We start from the raw sequence: 18689 nt of genomic DNA on the forward strand, positions 1-18689 counted from the left end.
CGGTATCGGCGGGTGGTGAGTGGAATGCGGGAGGTGGACGTGACGCACAAGATTCATCGATGCCGGCAGCGTTGCACGTGATGCCGCTGGCACCTCAACACACCCCCAGGCCAATGGACCGCCGCGCCTTCTTGCAATACGCCGCCTGTGCGGCTGCGGCCACCGCCCTCCCGCGCTGGGCCTGGAGCCAATCGCCCGCGCTGCAGGGCGACCCTTTCGCGCTGGGCGTGGCCAGCGGCGACCCGGCACCCGATGGGGTGGTGCTGTGGACGCGGCTGGTGCTGGCCGACCCGGCGCAGATGCAGGCGGCCCACACTGTGCGGTGGGAAGTGGCCCACGATGCACGCTTTGCGCAAATCGTTCAAAAAGGCGAGGCCCCTGCCCTGCCGCTGCTGGGCCACAGCGTGCACGTGGAGCTGCGGGGCCTGGCGCCCGGCCGCTGGTACCACTACCGCTTCATGCTGGGCGATGCCGTGAGCACGGTCGGCCGCACGCGCACTGCGCCGGCGGCTGCGGAACTGCCCGGCGCCCTGCGCGTGGTGTTTGCGTCCTGCCAGCGCTGGGAGCACGGCCACTACGCCGCCTGGCACCACGCAGTGGCCGACGCGCCCGACCTGGTGCTCTTCCTGGGCGACTACATCTACGAATACGCCACGCCCAAGAACACGGCGGATCTGGCCCGCACCCACAGCCTGCGCCTGGCCACCACGCTGGCCGACTACCGCGACCGCTACGCGCTGCACAAGAGCGACCCCGCCCTGCAGGCCGCCCACGCCGCCTGCCCCTGGGCCGTGACCTGGGACGACCACGAGGTGCAAAACGACTATGCAGCCGGCGCAGGCCGCGGCGATGCCGACAGCTTTCTGGCGCTGCGCGCCGCCGCGTGGCAGGCCTTTTACGAGAACATGCCCCTGCGCGCCGCCAGCCTGGGCACACCCGCCAGCGCACCGCGCTGGGACGCCTTGCAGCTCTACCGCCGCCTGCGCTGGGGCCGGCTGGCCCACATCCACCTGCTGGACAGCCGGCAGTACCGCAGCTGGCAGGCCTGCCGCACACCCCAGTCCATGAGCGCCGGCGCGGTGCGGCCCGCCGACTGCGCCGAGCTGGCCAGCCCTGACCGCACGCTGCTGGGCACGGCGCAAGAGCAATGGCTGCACGCCGGCGTGGCCGCCGATGCCCGGGGCCATGACGGTGGCGCCGCGCGCTGGAGCGTGCTGGCGCAGCAGACCCTGTTCTCGCAACGCCACTACCCCTCGGGCGTCACCTCCACCGACAGCTGGGACGGCTATCCCGCCGCCCGCCAGCGGCTGCTGCAGGCGGTGTCCGGCCACGCGCCGCGCAACACCGTGCTGCTGGGCGGCGACATCCACCAGAACTATGTGTGCCGCGTCCACGCCGACCCCGGGCGGTCCGAATCGCCCGTGGTGGCCAGCGAGTTCTGCGGCACCTCCATCAGCTCGCGCTCGAGCACCACGCAGGACAAGGTGGACGCCGTCGCGCGCCACAACCCCCACGTCCTGCTGGCCCGCTGCGACCTGCGCGGCTACGGCCTGGCCGAGATCACGCCCACGCGCTGGACCACCACCTTGCGCGTGGTGGACGACCCGCTGCGCGCAGACAGCGGCGCCCGCACGCTCGCCCGCTTTGTGGTGGAAGACGGCCGGCCCGGGCCCCAGACCGCCTGACCGCCCGACCAGCCAATCCTTCGCTATCTTTTTGATAGCTTCTTGCGCTTTCTGCATAAGCGCTAGAGCCCAAAAACGCCTCAAATCACCCCGGCCAGCTGTTGCCTGATGTAACGCCCCGGCGCTGCCGCACGCCAGCCGCGTACCATGGCCGCTTCTTGCCACACAGGAGAAGACGGCCATGAACACGCACTCCCGCCACCCCGCCCCCTCGCGCCGTGCCGGCGCCTTGAACCTGAGCCTCGGCCTGCTGGCTGCCGCCGCCCTGCTGGCCGGCTGCGCCAGCGCCCCCTCTTCGCAGTTCAGCTACACCGTGCCGGTGCAGCCCGAGGGTTCCTCCGGCTACACCGAAAAGCCCGGCTGGGCCACCGAGAAATTCGCCGTGGCGGCCGCCAACCCGCTGGCCACCGACGCCGGCTACCAGATCCTGAAGGCCGGCGGCTCGGCCGTGGACGCGGCCATTGCCGTGCAGATGGTGCTGACCCTGGTGGAGCCGCAGTCCAGCGGCATCGGGGGCGGCGCCTTCCTGCTGCACTACGACGGCAAGGCCGTGGAGGCCTACGACGGGCGCGAGACTGCCCCGGCCGCGGCCGACGAAAAGCTCTTCCTCGGGGCTGACGGCAAGCCCCTGCCCTTCTATGACGGCGTGGTGGGCGGCCGCTCGGTCGGTGTGCCCGGCACCGTGCGCATGCTGGAGCTGGCGCACAAGCAGCACGGCAAGCTGCCCTGGGCCACGCTGTTCCAGCCAGCCATCACGCTGGCCGAAGGCGGCTTCAAGGTCAGCGCGCGGCTGAACACCCTGGTCAAGGCCGACGCTCACCTCAAGAAAGACCCCGTGGCCGCCGCCTACTTCTACAAGGCCGACGGCGACGCGCGCGACGTGGGCGTCAACCTGCGCAACCCCGAGCTGGCCGCCGTGCTGCGCCGCATCGCCGCCGAAGGCAGCAAGGCCCTGCACGAAGGCGCCATTGCCCAGGCCATCGTGGACAAGGTGCAAAAGCACCCCACCAACCCCGGCAAGCTCAGCCTGGCCGACCTGGCCGGCTACCAGCCCAAGAAGCGCGACGCGCTGTGCCACGACTACCAGGTGCAAAGCAAGGACTTCCGCGTGTGCGGCTTTCCGCCGCCCAGCTCGGGCGCCATCGCCATCGGGCAGATCCTGGGCATCCTGAAGAACACCGACGCCGCCGCCAAGCCCCTGCAGGACGGGCTGCCCAGCGCGGACTGGCTGCACCTGTACACCGAAGCCTCGCGCCTGGCCTTTGCCGACCGCGCCCAGTACGTGGCCGACCCCGACTTCGTGCAGCCCCCGGCCGGCAGCTGGAGCAGCCTGCTCGCCCCGGCCTACCTGGCCGAGCGCGCCAAGCTCATCGGCCCGCAGAGCATGAAGGTCGCCCAACCCGGCAACCCCGGCGCCGTGAAGACCAGCTACGCCCCCATGCCCGACCAGCCCGAGTACGGCACCAGCCACATCAGCATCGTCGACGCCCAGGGCAACGCGCTGGCCATGACCACCACCATCGAGGACCAGTTCGGCGCACGGCAAATGGTGAAGGGCTTCCTGCTCAACAACGAACTGACCGACTTCAGCTTTGCCCCCACCGACGCGCAGGGCCAGCCCATCGCAAACCGCGTGCAGCCCGGCAAGCGCCCGCGCTCCTCCATGTCGCCCACGCTGGTGTTCGACAAGGCCACCGGCGAGCTGCTGATGAGCGGCGGCAGCCCGGGCGGCGCGGCCATCATCCACTACACCGCCAAGACGCTGTACGGCGTCTTCAACTGGGGCCTCATGCCCCAGCAGGCCATCAACCTGCCCAACTTCGGCTCGCTGAACGGCCCCACCCTGCTGGAGGAAAAGCGCTTCCCCGCCGCCACCGTGGAAGCCCTGCGCGCCCGCGGCGCCGAAGTGCGCGAGATGAACATGACCAGCGGCCTGCAAGCCATCACCCGCGGCAACGCGCACGGCAAGAAGGTGTGGATGGGCGGTGCCGACCCGCGGCGCGAAGGCGTCGTGATGGGCGACTGAAACCGGGGGCCGCGGCCCCATCCCGGAACCAGAAACCGCGCGGGGCCTCGCCCCCTGCCGTGCAGGGCATCCTGTCTCTGCACGGCCCATGGCGGAAAAAAGCCAAATCGCGTCCTCGGGCGATCGCCTTGCAGCGAAGGTGTGTCCGCGAACGTGCAGTGAAGAATCGCAACCATGAACCCCGGCCCCTTCCCAATTCGATCACGCCCCGCTCTGCCGGGCGCTTTGTACGGCGCGATGTGGCGAACCTGCCTGGGCACGGCGCTGGCCCTGGCGTTGGCCGCAGGCATGGCGGCCGCGCAGGCCCAATCACCGCCTCAATCGCCGTCCCAGCTGCCACCCCAATTGCCGCCAACGCGTGCCCCCGCGCTCCCGCTGCCTGCCGGAGTGGAGCTTGGCATGGGGGCCGACACGCTTCAGCACGCCGTGCCCGGCGTGGCGCGCGTGCCGCGCCCGCAGCGCCTCGCCGGAGGGCTGGTGGGCCTGTGGCGGCTGGCACCGGTGGCCATCGCAGGGGTGTCCGGCGCGCAGACGTTCTTTTTCGGTGGACGAGAGCTGCGCCGCGTGGAATTCGTCGCCGATGCGAGCGACCTGGCCGATGGTGGTTCCGCGGCCTTTGGCGAACTGCTCGAGTTCGGCCGCCGCACCTACGGGCCCGAGACTGCCGCGAACGACCCCAGCGGCAGCTATGCCGCATGGACCAGCGGCGGCCTGGAGGTGTATGCCCAGCGCGTGCCCGCACCGCACGCCACGGTGCGGTGGGTGGTCAAGCTGAGCGAGGGCAAGGACGCCAGCGAGCTTTGATGGCGGGCCGCCCTGTCGCGCGCGAGCCCCATCGAATGGATCGCCCGCGATCCACTGCGCGCCCCGGCATGCGATCTCCGGGCAGGAGAGATCCCACCTACAAAAAAATCCTGGGCAAATCAGGCCCCAGCGCTTTTCCATAAAGCGCTTGCAGCTATCAATAGATGAGCAAACTCACCCCAACCGCGACAACACCTTCGGCCCACTCGCCACCAGCATCGCCACGCCCGACAGCGTGAGCAACCCCAGCACGATCTGCCGGAACCGCGCTTCGCTGATGCCCAGGTACAGCCGCGCGCCGAGCAGCGAGGGCACGAGCATGGCCGGGATCACCAGCGCCAGCAGGGGCAGCGTGGCGCGGGTGATGAGGCCGGTGGCGGCGTAGGTGGCGAAGGTGACCAGCAGCATGGCCAGGTTGAAGTTCTGGATGACGGCGCGCTGCACGTCTTTGTCGAGCCCGCGCAGGGTGCACCACAGGGTGGGCAGCACGCCGGTGAAGCCGCCCAGCCCGCCCATCACGCCGCCCGACAGGCCCACGGCCGCGTCGGCCACGCGGCCGCCGGCGGTGATGCGGGGCAGCTGGCGCGCCAGCAGCATGGCGGGGCACCACAGCACCAGCAGCGTGCCGAGCACGAGCTTGAAGGCATCCATGTCCAGCCGGGGCAGCAGGGCGACGCCCAGCGGGATGCCCGCGAGGCCGCCCAACACGAAGGGCAGCAAGCGCGCCTTGTCAAAGCCGCGCCGCACCGTGGCGGCCGCCACGACCTGCCCCGTGAGAGCGCCACACACGGCCAGCACGGCGGCCAGCCGCGGCTCCAGCGCCCAGGCCCAGAACGACATGGCCACCATGCTGAAGCCAAAACCCGACAGCCCTTGCACAAAGCCCGCCGCGGCAGCGCCCAGCACCACCATCCACCACACGCCATCCATCGGTCTGCCTTTTCTTTGCTTCAGGAGTCGGGTTCAGTACAACGTGGCCTGCTGGCGCGCAGGCAACTCGCGGTCATAGGTCTCGCCGTCAAAGCGGCCCTGTGTGATGGACGAGAGCAGCGCCCCCGGCGTGGGCACAGGCCGGGGAGTGCCGGGCGGCAGGGGGTTCCACAGGCCCGATCGCTGGATGGCCCGCGCGCACTGGAAGTACACCGACTCGGCCGTGATGACGAGCACGCATTGGGGCGGCTTGCCGCTGACCACGAAGCGTGCCAGCAGTTCGGGGGCCACGCTGATGTGGGCGCGGCCGTTCACGCGCAGGGTTTCGCCCACGCCGGGGATCAGGAACAGCAGCGCCACGCGCGGGTCGGCCACGATGTTGCGCAGGCTGTCCGCGCGGTGGTTGCCGCGGCGCTCGGGCAGCAGCAGGGTTTGGTCATCGTCCAGCACCTGCACGAAGCCGGCCGGGTCGCCGCGCGGCGAGGCGTCCAGGCCGCCGGGGCCCTGCGTGGCGAGCACGGCGAAAGGCGAGGCTTCGATCATGGCGCGGTAGCCGGGGTGCACGCGCGGCAGTTCCTTGGCCACGGCGGCGTTGCTGGGTGTGCCCAGCAGGGATTCGAGCTGGGCCAGGGTGCGGATGGTGTGTTCGCTGGCCAGGGCTGCAGCGTTGGCGGGGCTCACGGGGCGGGGTGCGGTCATGCGCGCATCGTGCCGTGGCGCCCCGCAGCTGGCAAGCGCCGCGGGGTGGCCGATGGAAATTTGCATAAAAATTGCCTCCAGCGCTTATCCATCAAGCGCTGGCAGCTATCAATTTGATTGCAAACACCCGCCGCGGGCGCAACGCATGGCAGGGGCTGCGCCGCTTTGGCCGGCCCGGCCCCCGCCGCAGGCTCACACGTTGATGGCGGTGGCCGACCCGGCCTGCTTGCGCAGCTCGAACTTCTGGATCTTGCCGGTGCTGGTCTTGGGCAGCTCGCCAAACACCACGGCGCGGGGCACCTTGAAGCCGGCCAGGTGCTTCTTGCAGTGCGCCACGATGTCTTCGGGCGTGGTCTCGGCGCCGGCCTTCAGTTCCACAAACGCGCAGGGCGTCTCGCCCCACTTCGGGTCGGGCTTGGCGACCACGGCGGCGGCCAGCACGTCGGGGTGGCGGTAGAGCACGTCTTCGACCTCGATGGAGGAGATGTTCTCGCCGCCCGAGATGATGATGTCCTTGCTGCGGTCCTTGATCTTGATGTAGCCGTCGGGGTACTGCACGGCCAGGTCGCCGCTGTGGAACCAGCCGCCGGCAAAGGCCTCTTCGGTGGCCTTGGGGTTCTTGAGGTAGCCCTTCATGGCGATGTTGCCGCGGAACATGATCTCGCCCATGGTCTCGCCGTCCTGCGGCACGGGCTGCATGGTCTCGGAGTCCAGCACGCGCACGTCGCGCTCCAGGTGGTAGCGCACGCCCTGGCGGGCGTTGAGGCGGGCGCGCTCGCCAATGTCGAGTGCGTCCCAGGCCGGGTGCCTGGCGCACACCGTGGCGGGACCGTAGACCTCGGTCAGGCCATAGACGTGGGTCAGGTCGAAGCCCATCTTCTCCATGCCTTCGATCATCGACGCCGGGGGCGCGGCGCCGGCCACCATGGCCTTGACGCCAGCGGGGATGCCCACCTTCAGCGCCTCCGGCGCGTTGACCAGCAGGCCGTGCACGATGGGCGCGCCGCAGTAGTGGGTGACGCCGTGGTGGCGGATGGCGTCGAAGATGGCCTGGGCCTCCACGCGCCGCAGGCAGACGTTGACGCCCGCACGCGCGGCAAGGGTCCAGGGGAAGCACCAGCCGTTGCAGTGGAACATGGGCAGCGTCCACAGGTAGACCGCGTGCTTGGGCATGTCCCACTCCAGCACGTTGCTGATGGCGTTGGTGGCGGCGCCGCGGTGGTGGTAGACCACGCCCTTGGGGTTGCCGGTGGTGCCGCTGGTGTAGTTGAGCGCAATGGCGTCCCACTCGTCGGCGGGCAGGCTCCAGGCAAAGGCGGCGTCGCCGCCGGCCAGGAAGGCCTCGTAGTCGGTGCCGCCCAGGCTTTGGGCGGCGGGGCCGTAGAGCGCATCCTGCACCTCGATCACGCGGATGGGCGTGGTGGCGGTGCGCAGGGCCAGCGCGCGGGCCATGGTGCCGCTGAATTCCGGGTCCACGATCACGGCCTTGGCCTCGCCGTGGTCCAGCATGAAGGCGATGGCCTCCGGGTCCAGGCGGGTGTTCAGGGTGTTGAGCACCGCGCCCGCCATGGGCACGCCAAAGTGCGCCTCGACCATGGGCGGTGTGTTGGGCAGCATCACGGCCACGGTGTCGTTCTTGCCGATGCCCGCCCGGGTCAGCGCGCTGGCCAGCTGGCGGCAGCGCGCGTAGGTCTGGGCCCAGGTCTGGCGCAGGTCGCCGTGCACGATGGCCAGGCGGTCAGGGTAGACCTCGGCCGTGCGTTCGATGAACGACAGGGGCGACAGGGGGGCGAAGTTGGCTTCGGTACGGGGCAGATCTTGGTCGTAGATGGAGGTCATGGTCACAGGCACATTGAACAGGACAAAGACGCAGCCTACCGCGCCAGGCTGACTCAAACCCTTCGGCGGCGCAGCTGCTTGACACGGTACATCGCCGCGTCGGCGCTGGCCAGCAGCGTTTGCGCGTCCTGCGCGTCGCGCGGGAACAGGCTCACGCCGATGCTCACGCGCACCGGCAGCGGCGCGCCGTCGATCTGCTGGGGCGCGTCGAACGCCTGCTCCAGCTTGGCGGCCACCTGCAGCGCGGCCTCCTCGGAGTCCACGTTCTCGCACAGCACAGTGAACTCGTCGCCGGCCAGGCGGGCCACGGTGTCGGCCTGGCGCACGGCGCCGACGATGGTGCGGGCCACGGCCTGCAGCACCAGATCGCCCACGCCGTGGCCCCGCACGTCGTTGATGGACTTGAAGTCGTCCAGGTCCACGAACAGCAGCGCGCAGCTGCGCCCGCTGCGCCGCGACAGCTCCAGCGCCTGCACCAGCCGCTGCTCGAACATGCGCCGGTTGGGCAGGCCCGTGAGCGCATCGTGGTGCGCCAGGTGCGCCATGGCGTCGCGGCTGGCGTTGAGCTCCGTCATCTGCCTGCGGATCTGCTGCTCCATCTCGTCAAAGCTGCGGGCCAGTTCGCCCACCTCGTCGGCGCGGTGCACGGGCAGCGCGCCGTGGGGCCGGCCCTGCGGCAGCGCCTGCGTTGCCCGGACCATGGCCTTGAGCGGCTGCGTCACCAGGCGCGACACCCCCGCGGCCAGCACCACCCCCACGGTGCACAGCACCAGCAGGATCTTGAGGATGCTGTGCCCCAGGTTGGCCACCTCGCCCTGCACCGCCGCCAGCGGCTGCGACAGCCCGACCACCAGAAACCGCCCCTCGCCGTCGCGCCCGTAGGGCATGCGCACGAAGGAGAAGACGCGGGGCTCGTCCCCGTTCTCGGCGGGCTGGCTGAGCACCACCTGTTCGGCCTGCCCCTGGACGAGCGCCGCCACCGGCGGGAAGCTGTCCTGGATCAGGATGCGCTGCCCGTGGTCAAAGCCAAACGCCTGGGCGGGATCCGGGTGCACCAGGAAATCGCCCCAGCGGTTGCTGAGGAAGAAGCCGTACGACGCGGGCAACGCGGCGTTGAAATTGCGCAAGAACTGCTGCGCCGCCACCCGCACCACCACCACGCCGCGCACCTGGCCGCCCCGCACCACCGGCGAAGCCATGCTGAAGACGGGCTGCATGTCGTGCTGCTCGCCGCCCTCGTGGTTGATGCCGAACTCCGACACGTAGACCTCGTCCGGCCCCAGCGCCAGGGTTTCAAAGAAGAACGGAAAGTGGGACTTCTCCTGCAAGGCCTCTTCGGGAGCGCGCACGAAGGCACCGCCCTGCCGGTCCATGCGGACCCGCTCCAGGCCGTAGTCCTGCACGCCGATGAGCCGCACCTGCAAGTAGCTCGGATGGTTGCGCAGGCTGGCCCGGAACACCTCGGCCAGCGCATCCCGGTCCTGCTCGATGGCGGCCACGCTGGCCAGAAACGCCGTGTCCCGCGCCACGGTGGCAAACCCCGCCTGCATGTGCCGCGCCAGCACCTGCGTGGTGGCCAGCAGCGCCTGCTCCGCGCGCCTCTGCAGCCGGGCCCGGCTGGAGTCAAAGCTGTAGTACCCCGCCAGCAGGGCCGCCAGCACGCTGAACGACGCCAGCAGCACCGCCAGGCGCTGCGCGATGCCCCAGGGGACGCGTTGCCGCATCAGCGTCCTCCGCCCGGCGCGGGCGCGGTGCGGTGGCACGGCCCCAGGGTTGGCGTGGGCAGCAGGCAGGCCATGCGTCAGAACCTGGACGGCCGGTCGCCCGACAGGATGCGCTGCCACAGCTGGGCCCGGCGCGCCTCGTCCTCCACCGGCTCCAGCCACACGATGGCGCCCATGGGCGCGTCGTCGGACAGCGCGGGCGGCTCGTCCAGCGTATTGGCCAGGCCTTGGCGCTGCGTGAGCCCGCGGCTCACCCCCGGGTCCAGCATGAAGTTGATCCACGCAGCGGCCAGTGGCAGTTGCGTGCACCGCCGAGTGATGGCCCAGCAGTCCAGCCAGGCCAGCGCGCCCTCGCGGGGCACCACGTAGCCCACGTCCAGCCCGGCGTCCCGCAGCTGCTTGAGCTGCTGCTGCCCGTAGTTGGCGTGCATCACGGCAATGTGGTGCTTGCGAAACAGCTCCAGCGATTCTTCAGGCAGGCTGTAGAACGCGCGCACGTTGCGGCGCAGCGCCACCAGGTCACGCGCCAGCTCGGCAAACTGCGCGTCGGGGATGTGAAAAGGCGGCATGCCCCGGCGCATCGCCGCCAGGGAAAACGCATGGCTGCTGCCGTCAAACGCCAGCACCCGCCCCTGCCAGCGCGGCTCCCACAGCACGCCGATGGACCGGGGCGCGGCGGCAAACTGCTGCCGGTCGTAGATGAGCCCCATCTCGGAGTACGTGTAGGGCATGCCGTACACCTGATCGCCCGCCGTCAGGCCGGCGATCGAGCGCAGGTTTTGAAAGCGCGGCAGCTGCCGCTGCGTGTTCGGAATCTGCTGGAGCGGCAGCGGCGCCAGCAGCTGCTGGCCTGCCAGCCGGGCGATCTCCGCCGTGTTGGCGGCCACCACGTCAAAGCCGCCGTCCTGCGGGCTGGCCACCCGGGCCCGCAGTACGTCGTCGGACGACACCGTGGTGATTTCCACCCGGGCGTTGTGGCGCCGCTCGAACCGGGCGACGACATCCGGGTCGGCATAGCCGGGCCAGGACAGCACCCGCAGCGCCGGGGCTGCCCGCGCCGACGGCAGCCAAGCACCCGCCAACGCCAGCCCCGCCACGTCGCGCCGCCGCAGCCCAGGCCGCGCCCTGGTGCTGGCACCGCCTGCCGCCTGCCGCTGCGCCGTGACCGCCATGCCGAAAGCTCCGCGTACGAAATATCTGGTAACAAACAGTTTACGCGGACAATAAGCAGGTGACCATCCCACAGTCTTTCATTCAGGAACTGCTTTCCCGCGTGGATGTGGTGGACGTGGTGGGCCGCTACGTGCCGCTGAAGAAGGGCGGCGCCAATTTCATGGGGCTGTGCCCCTTCCATGGCGAGAAGTCGCCGTCGTTCAGCGTGAGCCCGTCCAAGCAGTTCTACCACTGCTTCGGCTGCGGCAAGAACGGCAACGCCATCGGCTTCCTGATGGACCACGCGGGCATGGGCTTTGTGGAGGCCGTGCAGGACCTGGCGCAGCAGGTGGGCCTGCAGGTGCCGGACGACGACGTGTCGCCCCACGAGCGCGAGCGCGCCGCGGCCGCGCGCCAGAAGCAGGCCACCCTGACCGACGTGCTGGAGAAGGCCGCCACCGCCTACCAGCGCCACCTGCGCACATCCCAGAGGGCCATCGGCTACTTCAAGGGCCGGGGCGTCTCGGGCGCCGTTGCCAAGCGCTACGGGCTGGGCTACGCGCCCGAGGGCTGGCGCAGCCTGGCCAGCGTGTTCCCCAGCTACGACGACCCGCTGCTGGAAGAAAGCGGCCTGGTCATCGTGGGCGAAGACGGTCAGGACAAGCGCTACGACCGGTTCCGCGACCGGGTGATGTTCCCCATCCGCAACGTCAAGGGCGAATGCATCGGCTTTGGCGGGCGCGTGCTGGGCGACGAGAAGCCCAAGTACCTGAATTCCCCCGAAACCCCGGTGTTCCACAAGGGCCGCGAGCTGTACGGGCTGTTCGAGGCCCGCACCGCCATCCGCGAGCACGGCTACGCGCTGGTGGCCGAGGGCTACATGGACGTGGTGGCGCTGGCGCAGCTGGGCTTTCCGAACGCCGTGGCCACGCTGGGCACGGCCTGCACGCCCGAGCATGTGCACAAGCTGCTGCGCTTTACCGACGCGGTGGTCTTCAGCTTTGATGGCGACGCCGCAGGCCGCCGCGCAGCGCGCAAGGCGCTGGAAGGCGCCCTGCCCCACGCCACGGACACGCGCAGCGTCAAGTTCCTGTTCCTGCCGGCCGAGCACGACCCCGACAGCTTTATCCGCGAGCACGGCACCGACGCCTTCGCCCGCGCCGTCGCCGAGGCCGTGCCGCTGAGCCGATTCCTGGTGGACGCGGCCAGCGAAGGCTGCGACTTGGCCACCGCCGAAGGCCGCGCCCTGATGGCGGCGCACGCGCGGCCGCTGTGGACGTCCCTGCCCGACGGGGTGCTCAAGCGGCAGGTGCTGGGCGAGCTGGCGCAAACCACCCAGCTGGATTCACGCGACCTGCTCGACCTGTGGAACCAGGCCGCGGGCCAGGAGGCCCAGCACCGGCGTCCGGCACCTACGGGCCCGCGCGCCACAGCCGCCGCGCATGCCGACACTAGCCCCTGGGACGCCCCGCCCGAGGCGGATGCGCCCTGGGCCGCGGACATGGACGGCGGAGCCTACGCCCCCCCCGCCGCCTATGGCGGCTATGGCAAGACGGGGTATGGCAAAAGCAGCGGCCCATGGAAGGGCAAGGGCGGCTGGAAGAAGCGTGACGACGCGCCCTGGCCGCCCCAGCCCCGCCTGCCACGCACGCCGGCGGCCAGCCGGGTGGATCACGCGGCCCGGCTGCTGCTGTCGCACATGGCGTTCCTGGAGCACCTGACCCACGAGGACCACACCGCCCTGTGCGCGCTGCCCGCCCCGCACGGGCCGCTGTTCAGCTGGCTCGAAGCCCAGTTCCACGAACACGGCCCGCTGGCCTGGGCCGTCCTGCGCGAAAGCCTGCGCGACCACGCCTGCGAGGCACTTGCCGTCAAGGTCATGACCGGCGCCCACGCCCAGACCGAGGGCGAAGAACACGAACTGCGCGCTGAACTGTCCGACCTGCTGGCCCGCATCCAGATCGACCAGCTGGAACAGCAGCGCAACGCGGCCAGTGCGGCGGGCGAGCTGGAGCGATTCAGGGAACTGGACGCTCGGTGGCGGGCGCTCAAGACCGCCCTGGCGCGCGTGGCGCCGAAATGACGCCGCGCCGGGACGGCGCCCCCCTTTTGGCCTTACAGACCACCGGCCCCTTGAAGAACGGCCCGAATGGTATAATGTAGGGTTCATCGGCAAGAGCGACAGCAGCACCTCCGAGCAGGGCCCCAGACCACCGCGCACTACTGCGCGGAACCGCCCACCTATCGCAAGGACTGCACACCAAATGATCGCCCACCCATCTTGCCCCTGAGGGCTCCCCCTCGAGCGCCAGGCCTGCTGCCTGGCGTTGCCACCCGCGCCGGGATCTGTGGCGCTTGCGTGTTCAGTGTGTTCGTTTTTGATTCTGAGGTTCTTCATGCCCGCTCAAAAGTCCGCGAAGCCGCCCAAGACCGCCCCCGAGACCGCCGCCAAGGCTGCCTCCAAAACCGCCGCCAAAGCACCGGCCAAAGCCGCTCCCGCCAAGAAGGCGGCGGCTGCGGCCCCTGCACCGGCCGCCAAGAAAGTGAAGACCGTGTCCGCAAAAAGTACTGCCGAGCTGATCAAAGCTGCCGATGAGCTGCTGAAGAAGAAGCCCACCCGCGCTAAGGCCGCGCCGGCCGCTTCCGCCGAAGCCGACGCCGAAGAAGCCCCCAAGAAACGCCCCGGCCGCCCTGCCAAGGCCGCCGCCGCTGCAGAAGGCAAGGCCCCCGCCAAGCGGGGCCGCAAGCCCAAGGCGGCTGCCGCCAGCGAAGAAGGCGACGACACCGACCTGTCCGACATCGAAGCCGACCTGGAAGGCGAGGTCGAAGAGGTGCCCGAGGCCGCCGCCACGGTGGAAAAGGTCAAGCCCCTGCGCATGAAGATCAGCAAGGCCAAGGAGCGGGCCTTGATGAAGGAATTCGGCCTGGACGAGACCGTCCTGTCCGAGGAAGACCTGGCCAAGCGCCGCTCGCGCCTGAAGGCCCTGATCAAGCTGGGCAAGACGCGCGGCTACCTCACGCACGTGGAAATCAACGACCACCTGCCCGACAAGCTGGTGGATGCCGAAACGCTGGAAGCCGTCATCACCACGCTGAACGACCTGGGCGTGGCGGTGTATGAACAGACCCCCGACGCAGAGGCGCTGATCATCACCGACAACGCCCCCACGGGCGCCAGCGAGGAGGAAGCCGAAGAAGCCGCGGAAGCCGCCCTGTCCACCGTGGACTCGGAATTCGGCCGCACCACCGACCCCGTGCGCATGTACATGCGCGAAATGGGCACGGTGGAGCTGCTCACGCGCGAAGGCGAAATCGAGATCGCCAAGCGCATCGAAGGCGGCTTGCAGGCCATGATGGAGGCGATCAGCGCGTCGCCCGCCACCATTGCCGAGATCCTGAACATGGGCGAGGAAATCCGCGAAGGCAAGGTGGTCATCTCCACCATCGTGGACGGCTTCTCCAACCCCAACGAGGCCGACGACTACGTGGCCGAGGAAGACTTCGACGAGTTCGACGAAGCCGACGACGACGACGGCAAGGGCGGCTCCAAGGCGCTGACCAAGAAGCTCGAAGAACTCAAGAAGCAGGCGCTGGAGCGCTTTGACAAGCTGCGCGAGCTGTTCGAGAAGGTGCACAAGGTCTACGACAAGGAAGGCTACGGCACGCCCGCCTACGTCAAGGCCCAGCACGCCCTGTCGGCCGAGCTGATGACCATCCGTTTCACGGCCAAGACCATCGAGAAGCTGTGCGACATGGTGCGCGCCCAGGTGGACGACGTGCGCAAGAAGGAGCGCGAGCTGCGCCGCATCATCGTGGACAAGTGCGGCATGCCGCAGGAAACCTTCATCAAGGAGTTCCCGCCCAACCTGCTGAACCTGAAGTGGGTGGAGAAGCAGGCCGCCGCCGGCAAGCCGTGGAGCACGGTGATGGCGCGCAACATCCCGCCCATCCAGGAACTGCAGCAAAAGCTGATGGACCTGCAGGCGCGCGTGGTGGTGCCGCTGTCCGAGCTCAAGGACATCAACAAGCGCATGAACGAGGGCGAGGCCACTTCGCGCGACGCGAAGAAGGAGATGATCGAGGCCAACCTGCGCCTGGTGATCTCCATCGCCAAGAAGTACACCAACCGGGGCCTGCAGTTCCTGGACCTGATCCAGGAAGGCAACATCGGCCTGATGAAGGCGGTGGACAAGTTCGAATACCGCCGCGGCTACAAGTTCTCGACCTACGCCACGTGGTGGATCCGCCAGGCCATCACGCGCTCGATCGCCGACCAGGCGCGCACCATCCGCATCCCGGTGCACATGATCGAGACGATCAACAAGATGAACCGCATCAGCCGCCAGCACCTGCAAGAGTTTGGCTTTGAGCCCGATGCGTCCATCCTGGCGGCCAAGATGGAGATCCCCGAGGACAAGATCCGCAAGATCATGAAGATCGCCAAGGAGCCGATCTCGATGGAAACGCCCATCGGGGACGACGACGACAGCCACCTGGGCGACTTCATCGAGGACGGTGCCAACACCGCCCCCATCGAAGCCGCCATGCAGGCCGGCCTGCGCGACGTGGTAAAGGACATCCTGGACGGCCTCACGCCGCGCGAAGCCAAGGTGCTGCGCATGCGCTTCGGCATCGAGATGACCAGCGACCACACGCTGGAAGAAGTGGGCAAGCAGTTCGACGTGACGCGCGAGCGCATCCGCCAAATAGAAGCCAAGGCGCTGCGCAAGCTCAAGCACCCCTCGCGCTCGGACAAGCTGCGCAGCTTCATCGACTCGCTGTAAACCACAGCCTGCGCCAGGCCGCCAGCGGCCCGCCGCCCAAGGCCCTGCCCCGCTCTGCGGCGCAGGGCTTTTTTGTGGGCGCCCGGCGGGCTGCCCCCGCGTTTACCCCGACGCCACCGACAGCAAATTGACAGTTTGTAACGCGACCATTGCACACTGCGGATGGAGACTGCAGCGCCGCGCAGCCCTCTGCAGGGCCCGGGCCACGGCCGGCCCTGCCCCTCCTCCTGTGCCCGTTCAACGACCCGCCTTCTTTTTGCGAGACACCGTATGACCTTCTTGCACCGCCGCCAGCTCCTCGTTCACGCCGCCGCCACCGCTGCGGCCGCGCTGGGCGCATCCGCCACCCTGCCCGCCTGGGCGCAGGCGCCCGGCACGGCCGCGCGCGGTGCCGCGCAGCCCCATGCCAAGGCCGGCAAACTGGCCGGCACGCTGCGCATCGTGATCCCGGCCAACCCCGGCGGCGGGTGGGACCAGACGGGCCGCGCGCTAGGCGCCGCCCTGGTGGCCGTGGGCGCGGCGGACCAGATCGACTACGAGAACATCGGCGGCAAGGGCGGGACCCTTGGCCTGGCCAAATATGCCGAGAAGTACGGCAACGACGCCAACACGCTGCTGATGGGCGGCATGGTCATGGTGGGCGCGGTTGCGCTGCAAAAGCCCGCCGTGGACATGTCGCACATCCAGCCGCTGGCGCGGCTGACCAGCGACTACCTGGTGGCGGCCGTGGCGGCCAGCTCGCCCATCAAGACCACCAAGGACCTGGCCGAGGCCATGCGCACCCACCTGCGCACGCTGCCGGTGGCCGGCGGGTCGGCCGGCGGGGTGGACCACATCTTTGCTGGCGTGCTGGCGCGCGCGTGCAAGGCCAATCCGGAAGACCTGGCCTACAAGCCATTTGCCAGCGGCACCGAGGTGGTGGACGCCCTGGTGGCCGGGAACGCGGCCGTGGGCCTGTCGGGCTACAGCGAGTTCAGCGACGCCATCGCCGCGGGCAAGCTGCGGCCCATTGGCGTGTCGGCCCGGCGCAGCGCGTTTGGCCTACCGGCCTTCCGCGAGCAGGGGCTGGACGCCACCATGGCCAACTGGCGCGGCGTGTTCACCGGCAAGGGCGTAGCGGCCGCGCGTGCCGCCGAGATGCTGGCGGCCGTGGAGGCCGCCACCGGGCATGAGTCCTGGCAGCGCACGCTCAAGCAGAATCGGTGGGAACCCTCTTGGCTCACCGGCAAGGATTTGTCAGAGTTCATGGAACTGGATCTCACCACGGCGCGCGTCATGGTGTACCTGCTCAAGCTCAAGCCCTGAAGCGGCGGGGCCCTTGCCCCGCTGGGGCGTTGTTGCATACCACCTGGAGGGAGCCGCCGATGAAGATGTCCGACCATTCCATTGGCGCGCGCATGGCCACGGCGCTGGGCCTGGTGCTGGCCCTGCTGCTGGGCGCTGCGCTGTTCGGCATTGCGGCGCTGTACCGCGCCCTGGGCACCTACGAGACCACCGTGCAGGAGCGCATGGCCCAGGAGCGCGCCGTGAGCCGCATGGAAAGCGACTTCAAGTCCCAGGTGCTGGAATGGAAGAACACGCTGCTGCGCGGCGAGGATTCGCGCAAGCGCGAGCTGCACTGGGCCGCCTTCCAGGCTAGCGAGAAGCGCGTGGCCGACGCCGCCCGCGCGCTGGAGCCCCAGCTGGCCGACGCGCAGGAAAAGGCCGCGCTGCAGAAGTTCACGCAGGCGCACACGCAGATGGCGCAGGGCTACCGCAAGGGGTTCGAGGTATTCCAGTCGCTGGGCTTCGTGCCCTCGGCCGGTGATGCCGACGTGGCCGACATCGACCAGGGCCCCGCCCAGCTGCTGACCGCATTGAGCCAGCAGGTGGCGGCCAGTAGCGCGGCCATTGCGCAGCAGGCCGCGCAGGATGCCCGCCGTGCGCTCGTCAGCAGTCTGGTGGCGCTGGCCTTGGTCACCGCGCTGGGCGTTTTCGCGGGCTGGCTGCTGACCCGTTCGGTGGTGCGCCCGCTGGGGGTGGCGGTGTCGCTAGCGCACAAGGTGGCGGCCGGCGACCTGACCACCGCGATCCGTGCCGAGGGGCGCGACGAGCCCGCGCGGCTGCTGGAGGCCTTGCGCGCCATGCAAGGCAACCTGGAGACCGTGGTGGCCGGCGTGCGCAGCAATGCCGAGGGCGTGGCCAACGCCAGCGCGGAGATTGCCCAGGGCAACGCCGACCTGAGCGCACGCACCGAGCAGCAGGCCTCGTCGCTGGACGAGACCACGTCGTCCATGCAGCAGCTGCAGTCCACCGTGCAGCAAAACGCGGCCAACGCGCAGCGCGCCAGCGAGCTGGCCCGCAACGGCACGGCCGTGGCCCGGCGCGGCGGCGAGGTGGTCACGCAGATGGTGGGCGTGGTGCAGGGCATCCAGGAAAGCTCGCGCAAGATCGCCGACATCATTGGCGTAATCGACGGCATCGCCTTCCAGACCAACATCCTGGCGCTGAACGCCGCCGTGGAGGCTGCGCGCGCTGGCGAGCAGGGCCGCGGCTTTGCGGTGGTGGCCAGCGAGGTGCGCAGCCTGGCCACCCGCAGCGCCAGCGCCGCGCGCGAGATCAAGGCCCTGATCCAGACCAGCGTGGAGCGCGTGCAGGCCGGCTCCGACCTGGCGGGCAGCGCCGGCGCCACCATGGCCGAGGTGGTGGCCTCCATCCAGGGCGTGAGCGCGCTGATGGAAGAGATCAGCCAGGCCAGCGCCGCCCAGACCCAGGACATGCTGCGCGTGACGCAGGCCATCGTCCGCATGGACGAAGCCACCCAGCAAAACGCCGCCCTGGTGGAACAAAGCGCCGCCGCAGCCGGCAGCCTGAGCGGGCAGGCCCGGCAGCTGGTGGAGGCGGTGGCGGTGTTCCGGCTGCGGCCGCAGCAGCACCCGTCTGCCGGACAGGCCGCGCTGCCTGCCCCGCGGGTGGGGCGATTGCTACCAAAAATATAGCTGCCAGCGCTTTCCAGGTAAGCGCCAGAGCCCAAAAACCCTTCAAACCGCAGTTCGGGCGAGCGCAG

The 18689-nt window shown here is 69.7% G+C and carries 12 protein-coding genes; 7 read left to right on the forward strand and 5 right to left on the reverse strand.

Annotated features, from left to right (window positions below):
• Positions 1–80 precede the first annotated feature (80 nt).
• The 3 genes from ACOYR3_RS15870 (at position 81) to ACOYR3_RS15880 (ending at position 4515) form a co-directional block, all read left to right on the forward strand.
• Positions 81–1685, forward strand: a complete 1605-nt coding sequence (locus ACOYR3_RS15870) for an alkaline phosphatase D family protein (protein WP_422846607.1) — start codon at positions 81–83, stop codon at positions 1683–1685.
• A 181-nt stretch (positions 1686–1866) separates the two neighbouring features.
• Entirely contained in the window at positions 1867–3711 is a 1845-nt protein-coding gene (locus ACOYR3_RS15875; RefSeq protein ID WP_422843291.1) for a gamma-glutamyltransferase family protein, read from the forward strand.
• 399 nt (positions 3712–4110) lie between these two features.
• The gene (locus ACOYR3_RS15880; RefSeq protein WP_422843292.1) at positions 4111–4515 is read left to right on the forward strand and encodes a hypothetical protein; all 405 of its coding nucleotides are present in this window, start codon (positions 4111–4113) and stop codon (positions 4513–4515) included.
• A 174-nt stretch (positions 4516–4689) separates the two neighbouring features.
• On the opposite strand, the gene ACOYR3_RS15885 is transcribed toward ACOYR3_RS15880, so the two are convergent.
• The 5 genes from ACOYR3_RS15885 to ACOYR3_RS15905 form a co-directional block, all read right to left on the reverse strand.
• Positions 4690–5445 (reverse strand): sulfite exporter TauE/SafE family protein, encoded by a 756-nt coding sequence (locus tag ACOYR3_RS15885; protein ID WP_422843293.1) that lies wholly within the window; start codon positions 5443–5445, stop codon positions 4690–4692.
• 33 nt (positions 5446–5478) lie between these two features.
• Positions 5479–6144 (reverse strand): pyridoxamine 5'-phosphate oxidase family protein, encoded by a 666-nt coding sequence (locus tag ACOYR3_RS15890; protein ID WP_422843294.1) that lies wholly within the window; start codon positions 6142–6144, stop codon positions 5479–5481.
• Positions 6145–6336: 192 nt separating this feature from the next.
• Complete coding sequence (locus ACOYR3_RS15895) at positions 6337–7983, reverse strand: acyl-CoA synthetase (protein WP_422843295.1); 1647 nt, start codon at positions 7981–7983, stop codon at positions 6337–6339.
• Between the two features lie 53 nt (positions 7984–8036).
• On the reverse strand, positions 8037–9707 hold the full coding sequence (locus ACOYR3_RS15900) for a diguanylate cyclase domain-containing protein (RefSeq protein ID WP_422843296.1): 1671 nt from the start codon (positions 9705–9707) through the stop codon (positions 8037–8039).
• Positions 9708–9784: 77 nt separating this feature from the next.
• On the reverse strand, positions 9785–10879 hold the full coding sequence (locus ACOYR3_RS15905) for an ABC transporter substrate-binding protein (RefSeq protein ID WP_422843297.1): 1095 nt from the start codon (positions 10877–10879) through the stop codon (positions 9785–9787).
• A gap of 59 nt (positions 10880–10938) precedes the next feature.
• Between ACOYR3_RS15905 and dnaG the strand changes: the two genes are divergently transcribed.
• The 4 genes from dnaG to ACOYR3_RS15925 all read left to right on the forward strand — a co-directional run bounded on the left by dnaG (position 10939) and on the right by ACOYR3_RS15925 (position 18621).
• Positions 10939–12942: a DNA primase gene (gene dnaG, locus ACOYR3_RS15910; RefSeq protein ID WP_422843298.1), complete on the forward strand. Its 2004-nt coding sequence runs from the start codon at positions 10939–10941 to the stop codon at positions 12940–12942.
• A 313-nt stretch (positions 12943–13255) separates the two neighbouring features.
• Positions 13256–15643: an RNA polymerase sigma factor RpoD gene (rpoD, locus tag ACOYR3_RS15915; protein ID WP_422843299.1), complete on the forward strand. Its 2388-nt coding sequence runs from the start codon at positions 13256–13258 to the stop codon at positions 15641–15643.
• A gap of 270 nt (positions 15644–15913) precedes the next feature.
• Complete coding sequence (locus ACOYR3_RS15920; RefSeq protein ID WP_422843300.1) at positions 15914–16948, forward strand: Bug family tripartite tricarboxylate transporter substrate binding protein; 1035 nt, start codon at positions 15914–15916, stop codon at positions 16946–16948.
• A gap of 59 nt (positions 16949–17007) precedes the next feature.
• Positions 17008–18621, forward strand: coding sequence for a methyl-accepting chemotaxis protein (locus ACOYR3_RS15925; RefSeq protein WP_422843301.1), 1614 nt, complete (start codon positions 17008–17010; stop codon positions 18619–18621).
• Positions 18622–18689: the final 68 nt, after the last annotated feature.

It is taken from the genome of Acidovorax sp. M2(2025) (genome assembly GCF_049330835.1).
Taxonomy (GTDB): Bacteria; Pseudomonadota; Gammaproteobacteria; order Burkholderiales; family Burkholderiaceae_C; genus Acidovorax.

Coding starts and splice junctions, on each gene's coding strand:
- ACOYR3_RS15870 (WP_422846607.1), top strand. CDS start 81: ATGCCGCTGGCACCTCAACACACCCCCAGGCCAATGGACCGCCGCGCC.
- ACOYR3_RS15875 (WP_422843291.1), top strand. CDS start 1,867: ATGAACACGCACTCCCGCCACCCCGCCCCCTCGCGCCGTGCCGGCGCC.
- ACOYR3_RS15880 (WP_422843292.1), top strand. CDS start 4,111: ATGGGGGCCGACACGCTTCAGCACGCCGTGCCCGGCGTGGCGCGCGTG.
- ACOYR3_RS15885 (WP_422843293.1), bottom strand. CDS start 5,445: ATGGATGGCGTGTGGTGGATGGTGGTGCTGGGCGCTGCCGCGGCGGGC.
- ACOYR3_RS15890 (WP_422843294.1), bottom strand. CDS start 6,144: ATGACCGCACCCCGCCCCGTGAGCCCCGCCAACGCTGCAGCCCTGGCC.
- ACOYR3_RS15895 (WP_422843295.1), bottom strand. CDS start 7,983: ATGACCTCCATCTACGACCAAGATCTGCCCCGTACCGAAGCCAACTTC.
- ACOYR3_RS15900 (WP_422843296.1), bottom strand. CDS start 9,707: ATGCGGCAACGCGTCCCCTGGGGCATCGCGCAGCGCCTGGCGGTGCTG.
- ACOYR3_RS15905 (WP_422843297.1), bottom strand. CDS start 10,879: ATGGCGGTCACGGCGCAGCGGCAGGCGGCAGGCGGTGCCAGCACCAGG.
- rpoD (WP_422843299.1), top strand. CDS start 13,256: ATGCCCGCTCAAAAGTCCGCGAAGCCGCCCAAGACCGCCCCCGAGACC.
- ACOYR3_RS15920 (WP_422843300.1), top strand. CDS start 15,914: ATGACCTTCTTGCACCGCCGCCAGCTCCTCGTTCACGCCGCCGCCACC.
- ACOYR3_RS15925 (WP_422843301.1), top strand. CDS start 17,008: ATGAAGATGTCCGACCATTCCATTGGCGCGCGCATGGCCACGGCGCTG.